This is a genomic window from Klebsiella sp. KP20-425-1, from assembly GCF_025813515.1.
Lineage (GTDB): Bacteria > Pseudomonadota > Gammaproteobacteria > Enterobacterales > Enterobacteriaceae > Klebsiella > Klebsiella pneumoniae.
Map to the genome: position 1 here is coordinate 3,177,479 of NZ_CP109614.1, position 20,798 is coordinate 3,198,276.

Here is a 20,798-nt window from a genome sequence, read left to right on the forward strand (position 1 = left end):
TTACGACTGCGGAGATTAATCTCTGGCATGCTGGTGTTCGTAATAATCAATACGTTCCACTTTGGGCGCGGATCCGCCGCCCTCATATTCGGACTCAAGCCACGCCTGAATAATTTTTTTGCCCAGCTCAGCGCCAATCACCCGCGCGCCAAGGGTAATAATCTGCGCGTTGTTACTTTTACGCGCTCGCTCGGCGGAGAAGGTATCGTGACACTGTGCGGCGCGGACCCCGGGGACTTTATTGGCCACAATACTCATCCCAATGCCGGTACCGCAGATCAGGATCCCACGCTCGTGTTCGCCCTGTTTAATCGACATCGCCACCGCATGGGCAACATCCGGATAAACGGTACTCCCCTGGCGTTTATCGCTGCTGTAATCCGCGACGTTAATTCCCAACCCATTCAAATAAGCGACGATGGCATCGCGAAAAGCATAGGCGGCATCATCCGCACCAATAGCGATTGTTTTCATGGTTATTTCCTTAATTTAACAGTACGTCTTAATGACAATTCGGGTAAAACGAAATTTGGTCGCCAGGCTGAATAATTTGTGGTGGTTCGCCGTAAAGGTGTACCGTCCCGGGTAATTCAGCGATATCTGCGCCATCAAAATTTAGCGTGATATGGCCAAGCTGTCGTAAATTTGCCGTTGCCACACGGCCTACCGCGGTCACCCGATAATTTTTATCATTTAATTTCATTTGCTGACCAGGCGATAACTCGGCGGTCAGTTCGCTGGCCTGGTGTACAGCGCAATAACTCGCAATATCGTCGGGAACGGCATCGGAGAATAAAATAAGCCGCAGCTCCCGCAGAGAGTACTCAACATATTCCCCGACGGCGGTAATCCGTAATGAATACAACGGCACGCTCATACTATTTGTGTCCTTTGGCGGCAGGGGAAGATAATGTCACGCTCTCTTCACTTTTCACCTCTTTCAGCGGTTCAGCGGCTGGCGCACGCTTTTTCAGCCGTTTATCAAACCAGGCGACCAGTATCGGCGCGGTGATCATGGTGATAATGCTCGCCGTCGCCAGCTGCGCGGTGGCGGCATCCACGTACATCGCCAGCGAAGGATCCGCCTGGGCAACCATCGCCGGCGTCAGCGCCGAGCTGGCGGCGGTGGTTCCCAGCGCGGCGCCCAGCGCGCTTTTCTTCTTCAAAAACAGGTTGTAGATAAAGTAGAACACAATCCCGGTTAGCGCGGAGATAATCCCCAACAGGATCCCGGACAGCCCGGCGGTGAACACCGTATTGATACTGGAGTTGGCGCCGATGGCGAACGACATAATAATGATCACCAGCGGCTGCGCCGCAGCGCATAACTGTTTAAAGCGTTCGTCCAGATTGCCCCACAGCATGCCAATCAGCAGTGGGATCAGCATCGACAGCAGCGCGGCGAAGGGAATATTGGCCAGGCCGCTGACGCCCAGCACCATCATGGTAACAAACGGACCATCCTTGATGCAGAATACGGAGATCGCCCCGGCATCACTGGCATCGCCATAGTTGCTGCACAATGCGATATAGAGGGAGCTGTTCGAGCTGGTCAGGCAGGCAATCAGCGCCAGGGTCGATATTCCGAGAAAACCGCTCGGGCCAAACAACGTTCCCGCAACCCACACCGCCAGTGCCCCGGCCAGACATTTGAGAAACAGCAGCACGGCGCCTTTATAGAGCGGCAACCCGGCCTGACGGATATTGATCGAGGTTCCGCAAATGAGCAAAAATATGCCCATCATGGCGCTGGAACCGACTTTAAATAAGGCGGTGGTCGGCCCGCCAATGCTGAGCACCTGGGGCGCGAAAGTATTAATTAATATAGCCACCAGCAGTGGAATAATAATTAACCCACCGGGCACCTTATTCATTTTTTCAAGTATATTAATATTCATAGGGTAACTCTTAAATTAAGATTTAACAGAGATAACGACGCAATACTACCCTGACGACCATTACGTCGTTTATTAGTTATTAGATTACTGGGTTATTGCTGTGCTTCCTGATAAATTCGGTCAACAATGATGCTAATAATATCTTCCGGTCCGGTTAGCCCTCCTTTCCCGACGCAAATTAAGCCGGCATAATCGCCGCCAATGATCCGCACCATATCGGTTTGCGGGATGACATAGTCAATCATTTCTATTCCGGTGGCGCCCAGCTCTTTTAGTACATTGACCATGGTGTCACCACCGGTCATATACAATCCTTTAATTTCACCCGACGCACAGTTAAGCACCTCGCGCACAATACTGCCCAATCCGTGGTTAATATTTTGCGCAGCCTCACCGTGGGCCAGACCAAATCGCTGCTCCTCTTCCTGAAGGTTTAGCAACCGCCCGGTCAAGGCGGACTCAAAAACAAAGAGCGCGTTGTGCTGCGCCGGAACGCACTGTCGGGCATGCTGCACCACGCGATTGACTTCAATCTCAGCGGCGTTTTTCCGGTCAACCAACAGCTCGGCATCCACCGGGATATGGCAGACCCGGGCATCATTAGCGATCAAATACTGGAGCTGTTTTTTGGTTACTGGCGTTGCGCTGCCGGCAACGATCAAAATCGAGCCGCGCTGGCCGTCCGCTGTCAGGCTCGCGGGCGCGCTGCTCCGCGCTTCGCGCATCAGGCCGCGACGAACCGCCAGCCGTTCGGTAAAGGGCCCCGGATCGACGGCCAGCACGTTCCAGTTCAGGGCCACTACCGCCCCGGCGATGGCATCGACATCGTCGACGGTTATCGCATCGACCACTATCACCCGCACGCCGCGCTGTTGTTGTTCCTGTAAATCCTGCTGGATTTGCCCTTCGCCTTTCATCACCGATGTCAGCGCGATATGCCCGACCTGATGATGGGTCTGCGCCGCCAACAGTCCCGGCACCCACGACTCGGTGACCGGGGTACGTACATCGCGAGCCACATCGGTCCGCGACAGGGCTACCGAATCAATCACCGAGTAACCGCCGACGAGAATACGCCGTGACTGCGGCATCGCCGGCACCACAACCGCCACCGTCTCCTGCGGCAGTTGTTCCAGCATGGCGTCGATTTCAAATCCGATGCCGCCGCGCAGCGTGGTATCAATCCGCTTGGTGAAGTAATGCGCGCCGCGAGCCTGCAGCTGTTTCACCGCAGCGCTCACTTTGTGCTGGGCCTCCGCTTTCGGCAATGTGCGGCTGTCGCTGCTGACCACCATCGCCGGATACTCTACCTCATTGCGGGCGAAGGATTCGGTATCGAAAAACGCGGCGGTTTTTAAACCACTGCGCGCCAGCAGCACCCCGACGGTAGTTGCCCCGGTCAGATCGTCAGCCACGATCCCAAGCTTTCCGCCTTCCCCTTGCGGCCAGACCATCTCAATGCAGGCTGGCGTCACGCCGGAGACGTAGATCCCTTCGTGTATAAATTCCGCCAGCGGGCCGCTTTTACCGGTGGGATGCAGGTTAATGGTGGGAATTCCCCGCTTCGGATAGAGTCCGCAGCGCAACGTGCCGCCGCAGTCGATGACCATTAAACCAATCTCTTCCGCCGGCGGTTCGCCATTCTTGAATACATCAATGGAAGGCCAGCCGGTCAGTTCGCTCAGGCGGTCGACGACCGGGGGACGGATCCCCCCGGTGATGTACGCAATCTTTTTCCCCTGACCTGGCGTGATAGTCAGCGGCCCGCCCCAGCCCTTACAGCCCTTGCTAATCAACAGATGTTTTTCCATTTCTCTGTCCTCGTGATTCGCATGAACCTCAGCGATTATTGATGCTTCATTTTCCAGTAACGGGCCGCCACCAGCGTCGACTCCAGCATACTGACGGTACCCGCCTTACCGGTACCGGCGATATCAAACGCCGTCCCATGGTCGACGGAGCTGCGCATAAACGGCAGGCCGAAGGTAATGGTGATCGAACGTTCAAAGTCGAGGGTTTTGCAGGCAATATGCCCCTGATCGTGATACAGCGAGAGAATGGCGTCGTAGCGCCCCTGTTTGCCGAGATGGAACACGGAATCGGCCGGAACCGGCCCGATAGCGTTGATCCCCATCTCCTGGGCCGCTTTCACCGCCGGGATCAGATTGTCAGCCTCTTCGTGACCAAACAGACCATTGTCGGAACCATGCGGGTTCAGGGCGGCCACGGCAATGCGCGGATTTTTGATGTTCAGGGCGGTAAATTCATGGTGGATCTGCTGAACGCAGGCCAGCACTCGCGCTTTGTTGGCATAGTCACAGGCTGCTTTTAGCGCCATATGACGGCTCACGAAGAAGACGCGCAGGTTGTGGACGTGGAACATGGTCAGACCGTAATCAGATTGGGTTTCCACCTGATAGATTTCGGTATGGCCCGGGAGCTTACATCCTGCCAGCTTGATGGCTTCCTTATGAATTGGTGCAGTAGAGACCACGTCGATCAGCCCCGCTTTACCCAGCTCGATCGACTTCATCACATAGTCCAGCGACATTTGCCCCGCCAGTTTCTGCACCTTGCCCCATTCGATACTGTCGCAATCGTAGTCGCCAGTTTCCAGAACATCCAACGTCCCCCAGCTGAAACGAGCCTCCTGCGGATGGGCAATTTTATGGATAGCAAAATCGCAGCCCATGATTTTCATCGCCCGGCTGATAATCGGTACCGAGCCGATCAGGAACGGTTTGCACTCGTCATACACGCTTTTGTCCATCATGGTGGCCACGGTGATCTCCGGGCCGATCCCTGCCGGATCGCCAATGGTAATCGCCACAACGGGTTTTTTCTCTGCTGACATCATGCGCCTCTCATTTTTTCAGTTGACTGTTCATATGTTCACTATCAAATCATATGCTCAAAACATTACCTGATGAATGAGCCGCCATGAGTGATGAAGATCACATAAAAAAATTCATAGATTTTTTTCATCGAAAAATGTGATCTAACATATGTTCATACAGTGATAAAAAGTTCAACCTCAATACAGGGTATGGCCCCGTTTCTGGCAAGTATTTGATTTTATTAAGAGGAGAAGCAATGATGACCCCGATATGGTTAGGAACCAGCTGGAAAATGAACAAGCCGCTGTCCCAGGCCATGGCCTGGTGCGAAACGCTGGCAGCGCGGATGCCGGAGGGCTGTCACCCTGCTATTCAGCCCTTCGTCATTCCCCCCTTCACCGCGATCCAACCCGTCAGCCATTTTCTGCAAACGCATCAGTTACCGCTTCTGACCGGCGCGCAGAATATGCATGAAGCGGATCAGGGCGCCTGGACCGGGGAAATCTCGGCGGCCATGTTGGCAGAAACCGGCGCCACGCTTGTTGAGCTGGGACATTCAGAACGACGCGCCGCCTTTAATGAAAGCGATGCCGCGATTAATCGAAAAGTGCATAGCGCCTTAGGTCATGGCCTGCGCCCGCTGATCTGTATTGGCGATAGCGCCGAGGAGAAACGCTGGCAGGTGTCGCGTGAAAGCGTGGTGCGGCAGATGAAGATCGCCCTGTATGGCCTGAGCCACCAGCAGGCGCTGCGGACCCTGATTGCGTATGAACCGGTGTGGGCCATTGGCGAACATGGTACGCCCGCCTCACCGCAGGAGGCGGGTGTCATTCATCAGGCGCTACGTCAGGCGCTTTGCGAGCGGTTTGGTCACGAGACGGGAACCCGTATCCCGCTGCTCTATGGCGGCAGCGTAACGCTGCAAAACGCGGTGGAATTGCTGCGCCAGCAGGAGATCAATGGGTTGTTTATCGGCCGCGCGGCCTGGGACGCGCAAGGCTATTGCGACATTGTTCAACGCGTTACACAGGAATTTATTTTGCAGGCGCAGTAATATAAAAGGGACACCAGAGATGGAAATTCCAGGCCATGATTGAACAAGACTCAGATTACGCCCTGCTCACTGAAATTGCGGTGGCTTATTACGATCAGGAACAAACGCAGGAAGAGATCGCCAAACGATTCGGCATTTCGCGTATCAAAGTCGGGCGCCTGCTGAAAAAAGCGCGCCAGGAAGGGATTGTTGAGATCAGCGTCAAATACCATCCGGTCTTCAGCTCCCAGATTGAGCAGCAGTTTATTTCGCACTTTGGCATTAAGCGCGCGCTAATTGCCCTGGATCACCATGATGAAGATGAACAGCGCCAGCAGGTGGCGGCCCTGGTCAGTAACTACCTTGCCGGGGTGTTAAAAAACGATATGACCGTCACCGTTGGTCAGGGGCGCAATGTGGCCGCGGTGGCGAATCACGTCGGTGTGTTTCCTGAGCGCAACTGCCGCTTTATCTGCGGCATCGGCGGAACCAAGCGCGACAATCAGCTGATCGACGCCGACCACATCAGCCGGAATCTGGCGCGCAAATTTAACGGCTTCAGCGAAACGCTTTACGCCCCGGCCTATGTGGAAACCCCGGAGCTGCGCGCCGCCTTTATGCAAAACCGCCTGATTAAGGCCACGCTCGAACAGGCCAGCAAAGCTGACGTGGCGATCATTGGCCTCGGCGATATGAATGAAAACAGCTTTATGGTCCAGCTCGGCTGGTTTACGCCGCAGGAAATTGCCACCGCGCGTCAGGAACAGGGGGTGGTGGGCGATCTGGCGGGGTACAGCTTTTTCAATATTCAGGGCAAACCCGTCGATACGGTGATGAATGACCGGGTCATTGGCTTAAGTCTCGAACAGCTGCGGGCCATTCCCTGCGTCATCGCTATCGCCTCCGAAAGTACGAAAGCGACGGCGATCCTGGGGGCATTACGCACCGGGGTTATCGATGTGCTGGCTACCAGCGCCTCGAACGCCCGTTCGGTCATTAATATGCAAAAGGCGCTATAAATAAGCCACGGCGCAGGCGGCGGATCAGCGTTGACCGCCGTCGCGCTGGCCTTTGCCCTTCCCTTTTTCGGCTCGCTGTATCAAAAAATCATCAATGATGCCGACAACCCAGTTGAGAGGTTTCCACAGTACCAGCAGCAGCAGCATGGGGCCGTATATCCGCACACCCCCTGTCGCGATCTGACCGATGCACAGCAGGGCTAAGATATCCAGCAGCAGGCACAATGCGCTGCCAGTGCCGACGAACAGACACAGCAGGAAGAGGATCGGCCGGCTATCGGCGTGTAGCGGTAAAGCGCGCTGGCTCCAGACGCCAACGATAATGGCCGCGATCAACATGATCGCTTCGATAACCAGCGGATTATGCATGGTCTGACTCCTGTCATGACGTTTCATCCTTGTCAGCAGCGCTGCCGGAAGCAGTGGCCAGGGCCCTGGCTACCGGCAGGCGGCTTCAGTTTATAGCGGGTTTTCCTGCAGCAGCTTATCGATAAAGGCCGGCACCACTTCGCTTGCCAGCCCGTAGTGCTTCTCGGCAAACTCGCTGCCCACCTGGCTGGGCTCCAGGTTCAGTTCAACGGTATGGGCGCCGTGCAGCCGCGCCTCGTGCACAAAGCCAGCCGCCGGATAGACATGGCCGGAGGTACCGATGGCGATAAAAATATCCGCGTCGGCCAGCGCGCTGTAGATCTCATCCATCCCCAGCGGCATTTCGCCAAACCAGACCACGTGCGGACGCAGCGCCGCCGGGAACTGACAGCAGTGGCATTTGTCCTCAGCGGTGACGTCGCCGGTCCACTCCAGTACCTGGCCGCTCCACGAACAGCGCACCTTCAACAGCTCGCCGTGCATATGGATCACCCGGCGGTTGCCGGCGCGCTCGTGCAGATTATCGATATTCTGGGTGACCAGCAGGAAATGGTCGCCCAGCAGATCTTCCAGACGCGCCAGCGCCAGATGCGCCGCGTTCGGCGCGATTTCCGGACTCTGCAGCTGACGACGACGGGCGTTGTAGAACGCCTGCACCAGCGCCGGATCGCGGGCGAAGCCTTCCGGCGTCGCCACATCTTCCACCCGATGCTCTTCCCACAGGCCATCCGCCGCGCGGAAGGTTTTGATCCCCGACTCTGCCGAGATGCCCGCGCCGGTTAACACCACCACTCTCGGTTTTGCCATCGCTTCAGGTTTCATCCTGTCCTCCCTAAAGAAAATCCGCTGACGCAGACGGTCACGCAACCGACGTTTATTGCGACGAAAACGGCTCAATCGATGTAAACGGCGCGACTGCATAGCTACCTCTGTGATTAATGGGTCAGATGAAGGAAGGCCGCACCGCGCATTCCCCCGGCATCGCCGTGGCGTGCGCGCTCAATGCGCGGAACCCTGGCGACCGGCAGAAGATGGCGCGGCAATCGTTGCGCCAGCCCTTCGCTAATGGCCGTAAAGTTAGATAATCCACCGCCGAGCACCAGTAAATCCGGGTCGACAATGGTCAGTATATTCCCCAGACACACCGCCAGCAGATCGAGATAGCGCTCAACGTGCGCCTGGGCGCGCGGATCGTGCTGCTGCCACTGCGCCACTATCTCCGGCGAGGAGAGCGGTTGCTGGTAAAAATGTTCGTACAGCCAGGCGAAACCGCGGCCGGAGAGATAATTTTCAATGCAGCCCAGCTGGCCGCAGCCGCAGCGCAGCAGCGGAAAATCGCGCCCGACCACCTCCAGGGCATCCACCGGCAGGCGAATATGGCCGAACTCGCCGGTGATATAGCTATGTCCGGTAATCGATTTACCGTTCAACACCAGGCCGCCGCCCACGCCGGTGCCGAGGATCAGCCCCATCACCAGCGGGTATTGCGTAAACTCATCGTCCCACGCTTCAGACAGCGCGAAACAGTTGGCGTCATTATCGAGGCGCACATCGCGCCCCAGCCGCGCGCTGAGGTCGGTGCGCAGCGGCCGGCCGCTGGCGGCTGGCACGTTAGCGGCATACAGCGTGCCGTCTGCCGTTTCCGGCATCCCCGGAATACCGATCCCGACCGACCCCTGCTGGTCGAAGCGCTCATCGGCCTCGCGGACCAGCGCCTCCACCGCCTGGAGAAAATCCTCATAACTGCTTTTCGGCGTGGCGACGCGTTTTTCCCACTGCAGTCGCCGCTCCTGATTAAATACGCCCAGCGCTATCTTGCTGCCGCCAATGTCAAATCCATAATACATTTCAGCAATTCCTCTTTTGTCGTCAGCCAGGCCGACGATGACGATAAATTACTGGCCACTCAGCACCCTCGCCGGGTCGATGCGGCTGGCGCGGCGGGCGGGATACCAGCTGGCCAGCAAACTCAGCAACAGTGCTGTCACCAGCACATAAAAGACATCCAGCCAGTGCAATTCTGACGGCAGGAAGTCAATAAAATAGATGTCGCCGGAGAGGAATTTATGCCCAATCAGGTATTCGATGCCGTTGATGATCGACGTCAGGTTCAACGCGCAGATCACGCCGATCACCACCCCAAACAGGCTGCCTACCGATCCGGCTAATAAACCATACCACACGAAAATCGCGCGAATTAAGCCGTCTTTTGCGCCAAGCGTGCGCAGCACCGCAATATCGCCGCTTTTGTCTTTGACCGCCATCACCAGCGTCGAGACGATGTTAAAGCAGGCCACGCCGATCACCAGCACCATCGCCAGGTACATAATGGCGCGGATCATCTGGATGTCGCGATACATATAGCCATAGGTGCCGATCCAGCTCTTGATGTAGACGTAGCTGTTGGTCACCTCGCCGGCGTCGCGTACCAGCTTGTTAGCATGGAAAACGTCGGTGACCTTGATGGCGATGCCGGTCACGCTGCCGCCCATCTCCAGGTACTGCTGCGCATCCTGCATCGGGATCATGGCAAAACTATGATCGAGCTGGCCGCTCAGCTGTAAAATTCCGGTCACATGCAGCCTGACGCGTTTTGGCTGCAGCAGCTGATGGTCGGCGTCGGCATTAGGGATCATGATCGACACCCAGTCCCCCTGCTTCACGTGCAGGGCATCGGCGACTCCTTTACCCAGAATCACCTGCTGTTCGCCAGCCTTGAATCCGGCCCACGCGTTATTCTGCACAAAGGTAGGCAGCGCGCTGAGCTGGCTCTCCTGCTGCGGGTCGACGCCTTTCACCTGGATGGCGCGCATATTGCTGCCGCTCTCCACCAGACCGGTGAAGTTAATATAGGGCGCTGCCGCGACAATCCCCTTCACCTTCTGCACCTTCGCCAGCGCTTCCTGCCAGTTATTCCACGGCTGATTCACGGGTTCGATTTCGCCGTGCGGTACCACCGCCAGCACGCGGTTATTCAGCTCGCGCTCAAAGCCGTTCATCGCGCTGAGGCCGACGATCAGCACCGCCACCCCCAGCGCAATGCCGATGGTGGAGATCACCGAGATCAGCGACACCATGCCGCCGCGCCGCCGGCCGCGGCTGAAACGCAATGCAATCAGTAACGATAACGGAGACGCCATTACTCGGCCCCCATCAGGGTCAGGTCGGCGGTCAGACGGCCATCGCGCATCTCCAGCTGGCGGCTCATGCGCTTCGCCAGCTGCAGGTCGTGGGTTACCACCAGAAACGCGGTGCGCTGCGCGACGTTCAGTTCGCCCAGCAGCTGGAAGATGCTGTCGGCGTTGCGAGCGTCGAGGTTACCGGTTGGCTCGTCCGCCAGCACCAGCCGCGGTTTATTCACCAGCGCGCGGGCAATCGCCACCCGCTGGCGCTCGCCGCCGGAGAGCTCCGACGGACGGTGATGGCTGCGGTGTTCAAGCCCGACCGCCTGCAGCATCGCTTTCGCCTGGCGTTCAATATCCGCCGGCTTCTTTTTGCCAATCAGCAGCGGCATCGCCACGTTTTCCAGTGCGCTAAAGTCCGGCAGCAGATGGTGGAACTGATAGATAAAGCCCAGCTCGCGGTTACGCAGGTCGGCGCGCGCGGCGGTGGATAGCTTGCTCATCGGCTGACCGGAGAAAATCACGTCGCCAGAGGTGGGCGTATCCAGGCCGCCGAGCAGATGCAGCAGCGTACTTTTGCCAGAGCCGGAGGTGCCGACGATAGCCATCATCTCGCCTTCACCAATGCTGAAGCTGACATTGTGCAGGACATCGGTTTGCACATTGCCTTCCTGATAGCGTTTGCACAGGTTGTCGCATTGCAGCAGGATCTTATTCATAACGTAAAGCCTCAGCGGGTTGGGTGGCGGCAGCGCGCCAGGAAGGGTACAACGTAGACAACAGGGCCAGCACCATCGCCACCAGGGCGATAACAATGACCTGCAGCGGCTCAATCGCCACCGGCAGCGCCGCGCCGTCAAGGAAGGCGCCGATGATCGGCATTAAATTATTCAGCTGGCTGGCCAACAGGGCGCCAAGCACCGCTCCCAGCAGCGCGCCGACGATCCCGGCGCTGGCCCCCTGCACCATAAAGACGGCCATAATCTGCCGCGGCGTCAGCCCCTGGGTCTGGAGGATCGCCACTTCGCCCTGCTTCTCCATCACCATCATCCCCAGCGAGGTAATAATGTTGAAGGCCGCGACGGCGACGATCAGGCTCAGCAGCAGGCCCATCATATTTTTCTCCATGCGCACCGCCTGGAACAGTTCGCCCTTGCGCTCGCGCCAGTCCTGCCACTGAGTTCCCGGCGGCAGCGTCTGCTGACTCAGGGTGTCGACCTGCAGCGGTTTATCCAGCCACAGGCGCCAGCCGGTGATATTCCCCAGCGGATAGCGCATCAGACGGGAGGCGTCGTCGATGTTGGTCAGCATCTGATAGCCATCGACTTCGCTGTTGGCGGCGAAGGTGCCGATGACCGTGAACAGACGCTGGCTCGGCACGCGGCCCATCGGCGTAAACTGACTCGCGGAAGGAACCATCACGCGAATTTTATCGCCGCGATTAACCCCTAGCTGGCCCGCCAGCTGCTCGCCGAGAATAACGTTATATTTGCCCGCCTGCAGATCGCTCTGTTTGACGTTCACCAGGTATGGAGTCAGGGGATCGTTCTGCGCCGGATCAATGCCCAGCATAACCCCGACCGCCACGCTGCGCGCGCTCTGCAGCACCACGTCGCCGGTGGTGATCGGCGCTACGCGGGTTACCCCATTAAGTTTCGCTTCGCGCTCCGGCAGTTGCTGAGGGTTCACCGACCCCTGTTTGGCGCTAAGAATGGCCTGTGGCATCAGCCCCAGGATGTTGTTTTGCAGCTCGCGTTCAAAGCCGTTCATCACCGACAGGACCGTCACCAGCGCCATTACGCCAAGCGTAATACCGATAGTTGAGAGCCAGGAGACGAAACGACCGAAGCGGTCGGCTGCGCGCCCGCGCATATAGCGTAGGCCGATAAAGAGTGCGGCAGGTTGGTACATGTCATCCATCTGGTTGCTGATAGCCGATGCCCGAGTATATAAGCGATTAGGGGCAGCGTAAACGACTGATACATGACGACTTTATTAGCAATAAACCTAAAAACCAAGTAAATACAAACGGATAGATAAGTACTTACTTATTTATCTTTACGCTTATCGACAGCGCTGACCTTTCTTCACCCAATACGCGATGGCAATTCGGGTTGGCGAATCCAGACCAATCGCGGATAATCTCACTATTGAATATCAGCGAGTTGCCCTCCATATCGGCAGAGCGAATCCCTAAGAGATCATGAAACCGTCTATGCCTGAACAATATCGATACTCATTGCCGGTCAAAGCCGGCGATCAGCGCCAGCTTGGCGAGTTGACCGGCGCAGCCTGCGCCACCCTGGTGGCGGAGATGGCCGAACGCCACAACGGCCCGGTGGTGCTGGTGGCGCCTGACATGCAAAACGCGCTGCGTCTGAACGACGAGATCAGGCAGTTTACCGACAGCATGGTGATGGGGCTGGCGGACTGGGAAACGCTCCCTTACGACAGCTTCTCGCCGCATCAGGACATCATCTCCTCCCGTCTTGCCACCCTTTACCAGTTACCCACCATGCAGCGCGGCGTGCTGATCGTCCCGGTCAGCACCCTGATGCAGCGCGTCTGTCCGCACAGCTTCCTTCACGGCCACGCGCTGGTGATGAAAAAGGGCCAGCGCCTGTCGCGCGATGCGCTGCGCGATCAGCTGGAGGGGGCCGGCTACCGCCATGTCGATCAGGTGATGGAGCACGGCGAATATGCTACCCGCGGCGCGCTGCTCGACCTGTTCCCGATGGGTAGCGATCAGCCCTATCGCCTTGATTTCTTTGACGATGAAATCGACAGCCTGCGCCTGTTCGACGTTGACAGCCAGCGCACGCTGGAGGAAGTGGCGGCCATTAACCTGCTGCCGGCGCACGAGTTCCCCACCGACCAGACCGCTATTGAGCTGTTCCGCAGCCAGTGGCGCGACCGCTTTGAGGTGAAGCGCGATGCCGAGCACATCTATCAGCAGGTCAGTAAAGGGACGCTACCTGCCGGTATCGAATACTGGCAGCCGCTGTTCTTCAGCGAGCCGCTGCCGCCGTTATTCAGCTATTTCCCGGCCAGCACGCTGATCGTCAACACCGGCGATCTCGAGGCCAGCGCGGAGCGATTCCAGAATGAAGCCCGCGCCCGCTTTGAAAACCGCGGCGTCGACCCGATGCGCCCGCTCCTGCCGCCTGAGCTGCTGTGGCTGCGCAGCGATGAGCTATTCAGCGAACTGAAAAAATGGCCGCGCGTGCAGCTGAAAACCGAACGTCTGGCGGACAAAGCGGCGAATACTAATCTGGGCTACCAGACGCTGCCGGACCTCGCCGTCCAGGCGCAGAACAAAGCGCCGCTGGATAATCTGCGCCGCTTCCTCGAGTCCTTTACCGGTCCGGTGATCTTCTCGGTGGAAAGCGAAGGCCGCCGTGAAGCGCTGAGCGAAATGCTGGCGCGGATTAAAGTTGCGCCAAAACATGTGCTGCGTCTGGAGGAAGCCACCGGCAACGGCCGCTATCTGATGATTGGCGCTGCTGAGCACGGGTTTATCGACAGCCAGCGCGGCCTGGCGCTGATTTGCGAGAGCGACCTGCTCGGCGAGCGGGTGGCGCGCCGTCGTCAGGATTCGCGACGCACCATTAACCCTGACACTCTGATTCGCAACCTCGCCGAACTGCATATCGGCCAGCCGGTCGTTCACCTGGAACACGGCGTGGGCCGCTACGCGGGCATGACTACCCTGGAAGCCGGCGGCATCACCGGCGAATATCTGATGCTGACCTACGCCAACGATGCCAAGCTATACGTTCCGGTATCGTCCCTGCATCTTATCAGCCGCTACGCCGGCGGGGCGGAAGAAAACGCCCCCCTGCACAAGCTGGGCGGCGATGCCTGGACCCGGGCGCGACAAAAAGCGGCTGAGAAAGTACGCGACGTGGCGGCCGAGCTGCTGGATATCTATGCCCAGCGCGCGGCGAAGGCGGGTTTTGCCTTTAAACACGACCGCGAACAGTATCAGCTATTCTGCGACGGCTTCCCATTTGAAACCACGCCGGATCAGGCGCAGGCGATCAACGCCGTCCTCAGCGATATGTGCCAGCCGCTGGCCATGGACCGCCTGGTATGCGGCGATGTGGGCTTCGGCAAGACCGAAGTGGCCATGCGCGCCGCCTTCCTCGCCGTGGAGAACCACAAGCAGGTGGCGGTGCTGGTGCCGACCACCCTGCTGGCTCAGCAGCACTATGACAATTTCCGCGATCGTTTCGCCAACTGGCCGGTACGCATCGAAATGCTCTCCCGCTTCCGCAGCGCTAAAGAGCAGGCGCAGATCCTCGAGCAGGCCGCGGAAGGCAAAATCGATATCTTGATCGGCACCCACAAGCTGCTGCAGAGCGAGGTGAAGCTGCGCGATCTCGGGCTGCTGATCGTCGACGAAGAGCACCGGTTTGGCGTGCGGCATAAAGAGCGCATCAAAGCGATGCGCGCCGATGTCGATATTCTGACCCTCACCGCCACGCCGATCCCGCGGACGCTGAACATGGCGATGAGCGGGATGCGCGATCTGTCGATCATCGCCACGCCGCCGGCGCGCCGCCTGGCGGTGAAGACCTTCGTTCGCGAATATGACGCCCTGGTGGTGCGCGAGGCGATCCTGCGCGAAACGCTGCGCGGCGGCCAGGTCTACTATCTGTTTAATGACGTTGAGAACATCCAGAAAGCCGCCGACAAGCTGGCGGAGCTGGTGCCGGAGGCGCGGATCGCCATCGGTCACGGTCAGATGAGGGAGCGCGAACTGGAGCGGGTGATGAATGACTTCCATCACCAACGCTTCAATGTGCTGGTGTGCACCACCATCATCGAAACCGGGATCGACATTCCCACCGCCAACACCATCATCATCGAACGCGCCGACCATTTTGGCCTCGCCCAGCTGCACCAGCTGCGCGGCCGCGTTGGCCGTTCGCATCACCAGGCCTATGCCTGGCTGCTGACGCCGCATCCGAAAGCGATGACCACCGATGCGCAAAAGCGCCTCGAGGCCATTGCGTCGCTGGAGGATCTCGGCGCCGGCTTTGCGCTGGCAACCCACGATCTGGAGATTCGCGGGGCTGGGGAACTGCTTGGGGAAGATCAGAGCGGTCAGATGGAAACCATCGGTTTCTCCCTGTATATGGAGCTGCTGGAGAACGCAGTCGATGCGCTGAAAGCCGGGCGTGAACCCTCGCTGGAAGATCTCACCAGTCAGCAGACGGAGGTTGAACTGCGCATGCCTTCCCTGCTGCCTGATGATTTCATCCCTGACGTCAATACGCGCCTGTCATTCTATAAGCGCATTGCCAGCGCCAAAAACGAACAGGATCTGGAGGAGATCAAAGTCGAGCTGATCGATCGTTTTGGCCGCCTGCCCGATGCCGCCCGCAACCTGCTGGATATCGCCCGTCTGCGTCAGCAGGCGCAAAAGTTAGGGATCCGCAAGCTGGAAAGCAACGAAAAAGGCGGCGTGATCGAATTTAACGAGAAAAACAACGTCAATCCGGTGTGGCTGATCGGCCTGCTGCAGAAGCAGCCCCAGCACTTCCGCCTGGACGGGCCGACGCGCCTGAAGTTCATGCAGGACCTGGAGGAGCGTAAAACGCGGATGGACTGGGTTCGCCAGTTTATGCGCCAGCTGGAAGAGAACGCCGTCGCCTGACTGGCAGGAGATACGGCCCCGCTGCCGTATCTCCCTTCCCACATACCTCGCAATCTTTACAAACATTTTGCAATCCGCCTGGATTTCCCCACACAGACTCACGCCATAATCTCATCTGCTTTTCGTATAAAAATAACCACTTACATATTTTGGAGTTATGGTAATGAGAAACCGTTTCCCCGTGACGCTTTGGCTGACGCTAGTCGCGTTAGTCGCCGCGCTGGCCCTCCCCGCGCGCGCTAACACCTGGCCCCTTCCCCCGCCGGGCAGCCGGCTGGTGGGTCAGAATCAGTTTCATGTGGTACAGGATGACGGCGGTTCGCTGGAAGCGATTGCCAAGAAGTACAATGTCGGCTTCCTGGCCCTGCTGCAGGCCAATCCCGGGGTTGACCCCTATGTTCCGCGCGCCGGCAGCGTGCTGACCATCCCCCTGCAGACGCTGCTGCCCGATGCGCCGCGCGAAGGGCTGGTGATAAACCTCGCCGAACTGCGCCTCTACTATTACCCGCCGGGCAAAAATGAAGTGACCGTCTACCCAATCGGCATCGGCCAGCTGGGTGGGACCACCATCACACCGACGATGGTCACAACCGTGTCCGACAAACGGGCCAATCCGACCTGGACACCTACCGCCAACATTCGCGCGCGCTACAAGGCTATGGGGATTGAGCTGCCGGCGGTAGTGCCTGCTGGTCCTGACAATCCGATGGGCCATCACGCCATCCGCCTCGCCGCCTATGGCGGAGTCTATCTCCTGCACGGCACCAATGCCGATTTCGGCATCGGTATGCGCGTCAGTTCCGGCTGCATTCGTCTGCGCGATAACGATATCAAGGCGCTGTACAACACTATCTCGCCGGGCACGAAGGTGAACATTATCAACACGCCGATCAAGGCGTCGGTTGAGCCGGATGGCCGCCGTCTGGTTGAGGTCCATCAGCCGCTGTCTGAGCATATCGATGACGACCCGCAGACCCTGCCCATTACGCTTAATGCGGCCATGACTGCGTTCAAACAGGCGCCGCAGACCGACGGGACGGTGATGGAGCGCGCGATGAATTATCGCTCGGGCATGCCGATTGACGTCACCCGTCATGCTGAGCCTGGACCGCAGTCGCTGTAGTCTTACGCTGCACAAAACAAAAAACCCGCCTGATGGCGGGTTTTTTGTTGGCAAGGGTCAAACAGGGGTACAACAGGGTCTTACTCATCGCCGTCCGGTGAAGGGGGCCGGGCAGCGACGCATCGGGCTTACTTGTAGATAACGGCGGTACCGTGAAGGGTATTCGGACCGGTTACCGAAGTAATACGGTATGAAGTGGCGCCCATCTCATCCGCTTTCTGCGCCAGCTGGTCTTCCAGCGAGCCCAGGTTAGTCCCGGCAGAAGCAGAGATGGTGCCTACTTTATGCTGTCCTGCAGGGGTGGACTGCACCTCTACAGCGGCAAAGCTGGCGAAAGAAAGGGAACTTAAAACGGCGGCAATAGCCAGAGTATTAACGGTTTTCATGATTATTATACCTGTGCAGATGAATTTTATAGTAGGGTCGCAAGCATTAACTTAACGATCGATAGGTAAATAATAATGTGATCTATGTCACACGTCAATGCATTTTTGTAACGATCGTTTAACTATTTATAAAATGCTTAAATTTCATACATATATGAATTATTTATTTTTAAACCGACAGCGCTGGCCCCGGCGATCGTTTATTTTTATAATGGCCTTTCACCAAACCAACATAGGTACAACGGCACCATGACAACTGACGTTCAAAGTTGCGCCAAAAAAAGCCGTGGCCGACCGAAGGTGTTCGACAGGGATGCGGCGCTGGACAAAGCCATGACACTCTTCTGGCAGCACGGCTATGAGGCGACCTCGCTCGCCGATCTGGTCGAGGCGACAGGAGCAAAAGCCCCCACCCTGTATGCGGAATTTGTGAATAAAGAAGGCCTATTCCGCGCAGTGTTGGATCGTTACATTTCGCGCTTTGCCGCGAAGCACGAAGCCGTGCTGTTTGCCGAGGGAAAATCCGTCGATCGCGCGTTGCGTGACTACTTCACGGCGGTCGCCACCTGCTTTACCAGCAAAGAGACGCCGGCCGGCTGCTTTATCATCAATACCTCCGCCGCGCTGGCCGCCTCCTCGACGGATATCGCCAATACCATCAAATCCCGCCATGCGATGCAGGAGCAGGCGCTAACCCAGTTTCTGCAGCAGCGGCAGGCGCAGGGCGAACTGCCCGCGGGCCGCGATGTCGCGCAGCTGGCGCAATTTCTTAACTGCGTTCTGCAGGGGATGTCGATTAGCGCCCGGGAAGGTGCGGATTTCGACAAGCTGATGCAAATCACCGACACCACTCTCCGTCTCTGGCCGCAGGTCCTCGAGTCCTGATGCGCCCTGCTTCCGGCGGTATTCTGCCGCCGGATCCGCTCTCCTGTTGGCTTTATCCCCACAAAATAGATTGATTTTTATTACCTTTTCTCGCGCAAGATAAACGCAAATGATATTGATTGCGATATTCATTATGTGCAAAATCCTTTTTTGAGTTTTTCCAGATGTTTCGCATTGTAACGAATACCGGCCGACGCCGACCCATAACAACGACAAAGCAACTTGCTCATAAAAGGAATGGATATGAAAAAGCGCCTCTGGGTGCTCCACCCTCTGCTGCTGGCCAGCACGCTGCCTGCGCTGGCGGCTCAGTCTGATGAAGACAGCATCATCGTTAGCGCAAACCGCACCCATCGCACCGTGGCCGAAATGGCCCAAACCACCTGGGTCATTGAGGGCCAGGAGATTGAGCAGCAGGTCCAGGGCGGGAAAGAGTTCAAAGACGTGCTGGCGCAGCTGATCCCCGGCATCGACGTCAGCAGCCAGGGGCGGACCAACTATGGGATGAACATGCGCGGGCGCGCGATCGTCGTGCTGATTGACGGCGTCCGGCTCAACTCCTCACGCACCGACAGCCGCCAGCTCGACGCCATCGATCCATTCAACATCGAACATATCGAAGTGATCTCCGGAGCGACCTCGCTGTACGGCGGGGGCAGTACCGGCGGGCTTATCAACATCGTTACCAAAAAGGGGCAGCAGGATCGTCAGGTCGATCTTGAGGTGGGCAGCAAGAGCGGTTTTGCGAACAGCAACGATCATGATGAGCGCGTCGCGGCGGCCGTCAGCGGCGGAACAGACCACGCATCCGGCCGCTTGTCGGTAGCCTATCAGCGTTTCGGCGGCTGGTACGACGGCAATACCGATGCGCTGATCCTCGATAATACCCAAACGGGGCTCCAGCATTCTGACCGCCTCGACGTGATGGGGACGGGGACGATTGAGATCGATAATAACCGCCAGCTGCAGTTGGTCACCCAGTATTATAAAAGCCAGGGCGATGATGACTACGGTCTGTGGCTCGGGAAGAACATGTCCGCGGTCACCAGCGGCGGCAAAGCGTATACCACCGACGGGCTCAATTCCGACCGTATCCCCGGCACCGAACGCCATCTGATCAGCCTCCAGTACTCTGATGCCGACTTTTTCGGCCAGAATCTGGTGAGCCAGGTGTACTATCGCGATGAGTCCCTCACCTTCTATCCGTTCCCGACGCTCACGAAAGGTCAGGTCAGTAGCTTCTCCTCGTCGCAGCAGGATACCGATCAGTATGGGGCCAAGCTGACCCTCAACAGCCAACCGCTGGCGGGGTGGGATCTCACCTGGGGTCTCGACGCCGATCATGAGACCTTTAATGCCAACCAAATGTTCTTCGATCTGCCACAATCGATGGCCTCCGGCGGGTTGCACAACGAATCGATCTACACAACCGGCCGCTACCCGGGATACAGTATTTCCAATGTCGCGCCATTCCTGCAGTCCAGCTACGATCTGAACGATATCTTTACCGTCAGCGGCGGGGTACGCTACCAGTGGACCGAAAACCGGGTCGACGACTTTGTCGGCTACGCCCAGCAGCAGGATATCGCCAACGGCAAAGCGCGCTCCGCCGACGCCATCAAAGGCGGCAAAACCGATTACGATAACTTCCTGTTTAACGCCGGGATCGTGGCCCACCTGACCGAGCGTCAACAAACCTGGTTTAACTTCTCGCAGGGCGTCGAGCTACCGGACCCTGGTAAATACTATGGCATCGGTAAATATGGCGCTGCGGTGAATGGTCATCTGCCGCTGATCTCCAGCGTCAACGTCGATGACTCGCCGCTGCAGGGGATCAAAGTTAACTCGTACGAGCTGGGCTGGCGCTACACCGGCGATAACCTGCGCACCCAGCTGGCGGCGTACTACTCGACCTCAGATAAGACCATTGTCGTCAACCGCACCGACATGACCATCGACGTTCAGTCCGACAAACGGCGTATTTACGGCGTTGAGGGGGCGGTCGACTACTTTATTCCGGATAGCGACTGGAGCGTCGGCGGTAACTTCAACGTGCTGAAATCCCAGGTGCAGACCGACGGCCGCTGGCAAAAATGGGACGTCACCCTCGCCTCGCCGTCTAAAGCCACCGCCTGGGTGGGCTGGGCGCCGGATCCGTGGAGCCTGCGCGTGCAGAGTCAGCAGGTATTTGACCTCAGCGATGCCGCCGGCAACAAGCTGGAAGGCTATAACACCGTCGATTTTATCGGTAGTTACGCGCTGCCGGTGGGGAAACTGACCTTCAGTATCGAAAACCTGCTTAACGAAGACTATGTGACTATATGGGGCCAGCGCGCGCCGCTGCTCTACAGCCCAACCTACGGCAGTTCATCGCTGTATGAGTACAAAGGTCGTGGCCGCACCTTTGGTCTGAACTACGCCTTAACCTTCTGATAAAAAAAGCCCCTCAGCCTGAGCGATTGAG

Annotated in this window: 21 protein-coding genes; 7 read left to right on the forward strand and 14 right to left on the reverse strand. The window is 57.7% G+C overall.

Annotation, left to right across the window (positions count from 1 at the left end; genetic code table 11):
* Nucleotides 1-15: 15 nt before the first annotated feature.
* The 5 genes from rpiB to pdxA all read right to left on the reverse strand — a co-directional run bounded on the left by rpiB (nt 16) and on the right by pdxA (nt 4,752).
* Entirely contained in the window at nt 16-474 is a 459-nt protein-coding gene (gene rpiB / locus OHJ17_RS15775) for a ribose 5-phosphate isomerase B (RefSeq protein ID WP_004140598.1), read from the reverse strand.
* Between the two features lie 28 nt (nt 475-502).
* Complete coding sequence (locus tag OHJ17_RS15780; protein WP_004140600.1) at nt 503-877, reverse strand: PTS glucitol/sorbitol transporter subunit IIA; 375 nt, start codon at nt 875-877, stop codon at nt 503-505.
* Between the two features lies 1 nt (nt 878).
* Nucleotides 879-1,898 (reverse strand): 2-keto-3-deoxygluconate permease, encoded by a 1,020-nt coding sequence (locus OHJ17_RS15785; RefSeq protein WP_004140602.1) that lies wholly within the window; start codon nt 1,896-1,898, stop codon nt 879-881.
* A gap of 92 nt (nt 1,899-1,990) precedes the next feature.
* Nucleotides 1,991-3,709, reverse strand: a complete 1,719-nt coding sequence (locus OHJ17_RS15790) for a four-carbon acid sugar kinase family protein (RefSeq protein WP_114505236.1) — start codon at nt 3,707-3,709, stop codon at nt 1,991-1,993.
* A gap of 35 nt (nt 3,710-3,744) precedes the next feature.
* A complete protein-coding gene (gene pdxA / locus OHJ17_RS15795; RefSeq protein ID WP_004179336.1) occupies nt 3,745-4,752 on the reverse strand; it encodes a 4-hydroxythreonine-4-phosphate dehydrogenase PdxA in 1,008 nt (335 codons plus the stop codon).
* Between the two features lie 242 nt (nt 4,753-4,994).
* Between pdxA and OHJ17_RS15800 the strand changes: the two genes are divergently transcribed.
* Together OHJ17_RS15800 and OHJ17_RS15805 are read left to right on the forward strand one after the other, a co-directional pair.
* Nucleotides 4,995-5,789 carry a triose-phosphate isomerase gene (locus OHJ17_RS15800; RefSeq protein WP_004211823.1) on the forward strand — a complete coding sequence of 265 codons (795 nt, stop codon included), beginning with the start codon at nt 4,995-4,997 and terminating at the stop codon, nt 5,787-5,789.
* 35 nt (nt 5,790-5,824) lie between these two features.
* The gene (locus OHJ17_RS15805; RefSeq protein WP_032432890.1) at nt 5,825-6,787 is read left to right on the forward strand and encodes a sugar-binding transcriptional regulator; all 963 of its coding nucleotides are present in this window, start codon (nt 5,825-5,827) and stop codon (nt 6,785-6,787) included.
* Between the two features lie 24 nt (nt 6,788-6,811).
* On the opposite strand, the gene OHJ17_RS15810 is transcribed toward OHJ17_RS15805, so the two are convergent.
* The 7 genes from OHJ17_RS15810 to OHJ17_RS15840 form a co-directional block, all read right to left on the reverse strand.
* A complete protein-coding gene (locus OHJ17_RS15810) occupies nt 6,812-7,156 on the reverse strand; it encodes a hypothetical protein (protein WP_032432889.1) in 345 nt (114 codons plus the stop codon).
* A gap of 90 nt (nt 7,157-7,246) precedes the next feature.
* Nucleotides 7,247-8,077, reverse strand: coding sequence for a Sir2 family NAD+-dependent deacetylase (gene cobB / locus OHJ17_RS15815; protein WP_008806007.1), 831 nt, complete (start codon nt 8,075-8,077; stop codon nt 7,247-7,249).
* A gap of 14 nt (nt 8,078-8,091) precedes the next feature.
* Nucleotides 8,092-9,003 (reverse strand): N-acetylglucosamine kinase, encoded by a 912-nt coding sequence (gene nagK, locus OHJ17_RS15820; RefSeq protein WP_008806006.1) that lies wholly within the window; start codon nt 9,001-9,003, stop codon nt 8,092-8,094.
* Nucleotides 9,004-9,051: 48 nt separating this feature from the next.
* Nucleotides 9,052-10,296, reverse strand: coding sequence for a lipoprotein-releasing ABC transporter permease subunit LolE (lolE, locus tag OHJ17_RS15825; RefSeq protein WP_004176565.1), 1,245 nt, complete (start codon nt 10,294-10,296; stop codon nt 9,052-9,054).
* Nucleotides 10,296-10,997, reverse strand: coding sequence for a lipoprotein-releasing ABC transporter ATP-binding protein LolD (gene lolD, locus OHJ17_RS15830; protein ID WP_002900798.1), 702 nt, complete (start codon nt 10,995-10,997; stop codon nt 10,296-10,298). Before lolD ends, lolE begins: the two co-directional genes overlap by 1 nt.
* Nucleotides 10,990-12,189 (reverse strand): lipoprotein-releasing ABC transporter permease subunit LolC, encoded by a 1,200-nt coding sequence (gene lolC, locus OHJ17_RS15835; protein ID WP_004176566.1) that lies wholly within the window; start codon nt 12,187-12,189, stop codon nt 10,990-10,992. Before lolC ends, lolD begins: the two co-directional genes overlap by 8 nt.
* Before the next feature lie 133 nt (nt 12,190-12,322).
* On the reverse strand, nt 12,323-12,454 hold the full coding sequence (locus OHJ17_RS15840) for a hypothetical protein (protein ID WP_004140630.1): 132 nt from the start codon (nt 12,452-12,454) through the stop codon (nt 12,323-12,325).
* A gap of 39 nt (nt 12,455-12,493) precedes the next feature.
* Between OHJ17_RS15840 and mfd the strand changes: the two genes are divergently transcribed.
* Nucleotides 12,494-15,940: a transcription-repair coupling factor gene (gene mfd / locus OHJ17_RS15845; RefSeq protein WP_020802685.1), complete on the forward strand. Its 3,447-nt coding sequence runs from the start codon at nt 12,494-12,496 to the stop codon at nt 15,938-15,940.
* A gap of 163 nt (nt 15,941-16,103) precedes the next feature.
* On the forward strand, nt 16,104-17,063 hold the full coding sequence (ldtC, locus tag OHJ17_RS15850) for a L,D-transpeptidase LdtC (RefSeq protein ID WP_002900790.1): 960 nt from the start codon (nt 16,104-16,106) through the stop codon (nt 17,061-17,063).
* A gap of 128 nt (nt 17,064-17,191) precedes the next feature.
* Here the strand turns inward: ldtC and bhsA are convergent, their stop codons facing one another.
* Nucleotides 17,192-17,449: a multiple stress resistance protein BhsA gene (bhsA, locus tag OHJ17_RS15855; RefSeq protein WP_002900788.1), complete on the reverse strand. Its 258-nt coding sequence runs from the start codon at nt 17,447-17,449 to the stop codon at nt 17,192-17,194.
* A gap of 97 nt (nt 17,450-17,546) precedes the next feature.
* Here bhsA and OHJ17_RS15860 point away from each other — a divergent pair, with 97 nt between their 5' ends.
* Together OHJ17_RS15860 and OHJ17_RS15865 are read left to right on the forward strand one after the other, a co-directional pair.
* On the forward strand, nt 17,547-17,702 hold the full coding sequence (locus tag OHJ17_RS15860; RefSeq protein ID WP_032411984.1) for a hypothetical protein: 156 nt from the start codon (nt 17,547-17,549) through the stop codon (nt 17,700-17,702).
* Entirely contained in the window at nt 17,699-18,334 is a 636-nt protein-coding gene (locus OHJ17_RS15865) for a TetR/AcrR family transcriptional regulator (protein WP_004140640.1), read from the forward strand. Before OHJ17_RS15860 ends, OHJ17_RS15865 begins: the two co-directional genes overlap by 4 nt.
* Before the next feature lie 52 nt (nt 18,335-18,386).
* On the opposite strand, the gene OHJ17_RS15870 is transcribed toward OHJ17_RS15865, so the two are convergent.
* Nucleotides 18,387-18,509 carry a hypothetical protein gene (locus OHJ17_RS15870; RefSeq protein WP_004140642.1) on the reverse strand — a complete coding sequence of 41 codons (123 nt, stop codon included), beginning with the start codon at nt 18,507-18,509 and terminating at the stop codon, nt 18,387-18,389.
* Between the two features lie 68 nt (nt 18,510-18,577).
* On the opposite strand from OHJ17_RS15870, the gene OHJ17_RS15875 reads away from it, so the two are divergent.
* Nucleotides 18,578-20,767: a TonB-dependent siderophore receptor gene (locus tag OHJ17_RS15875; RefSeq protein ID WP_016946616.1), complete on the forward strand. Its 2,190-nt coding sequence runs from the start codon at nt 18,578-18,580 to the stop codon at nt 20,765-20,767.
* Nucleotides 20,768-20,798 lie beyond the last annotated feature (31 nt).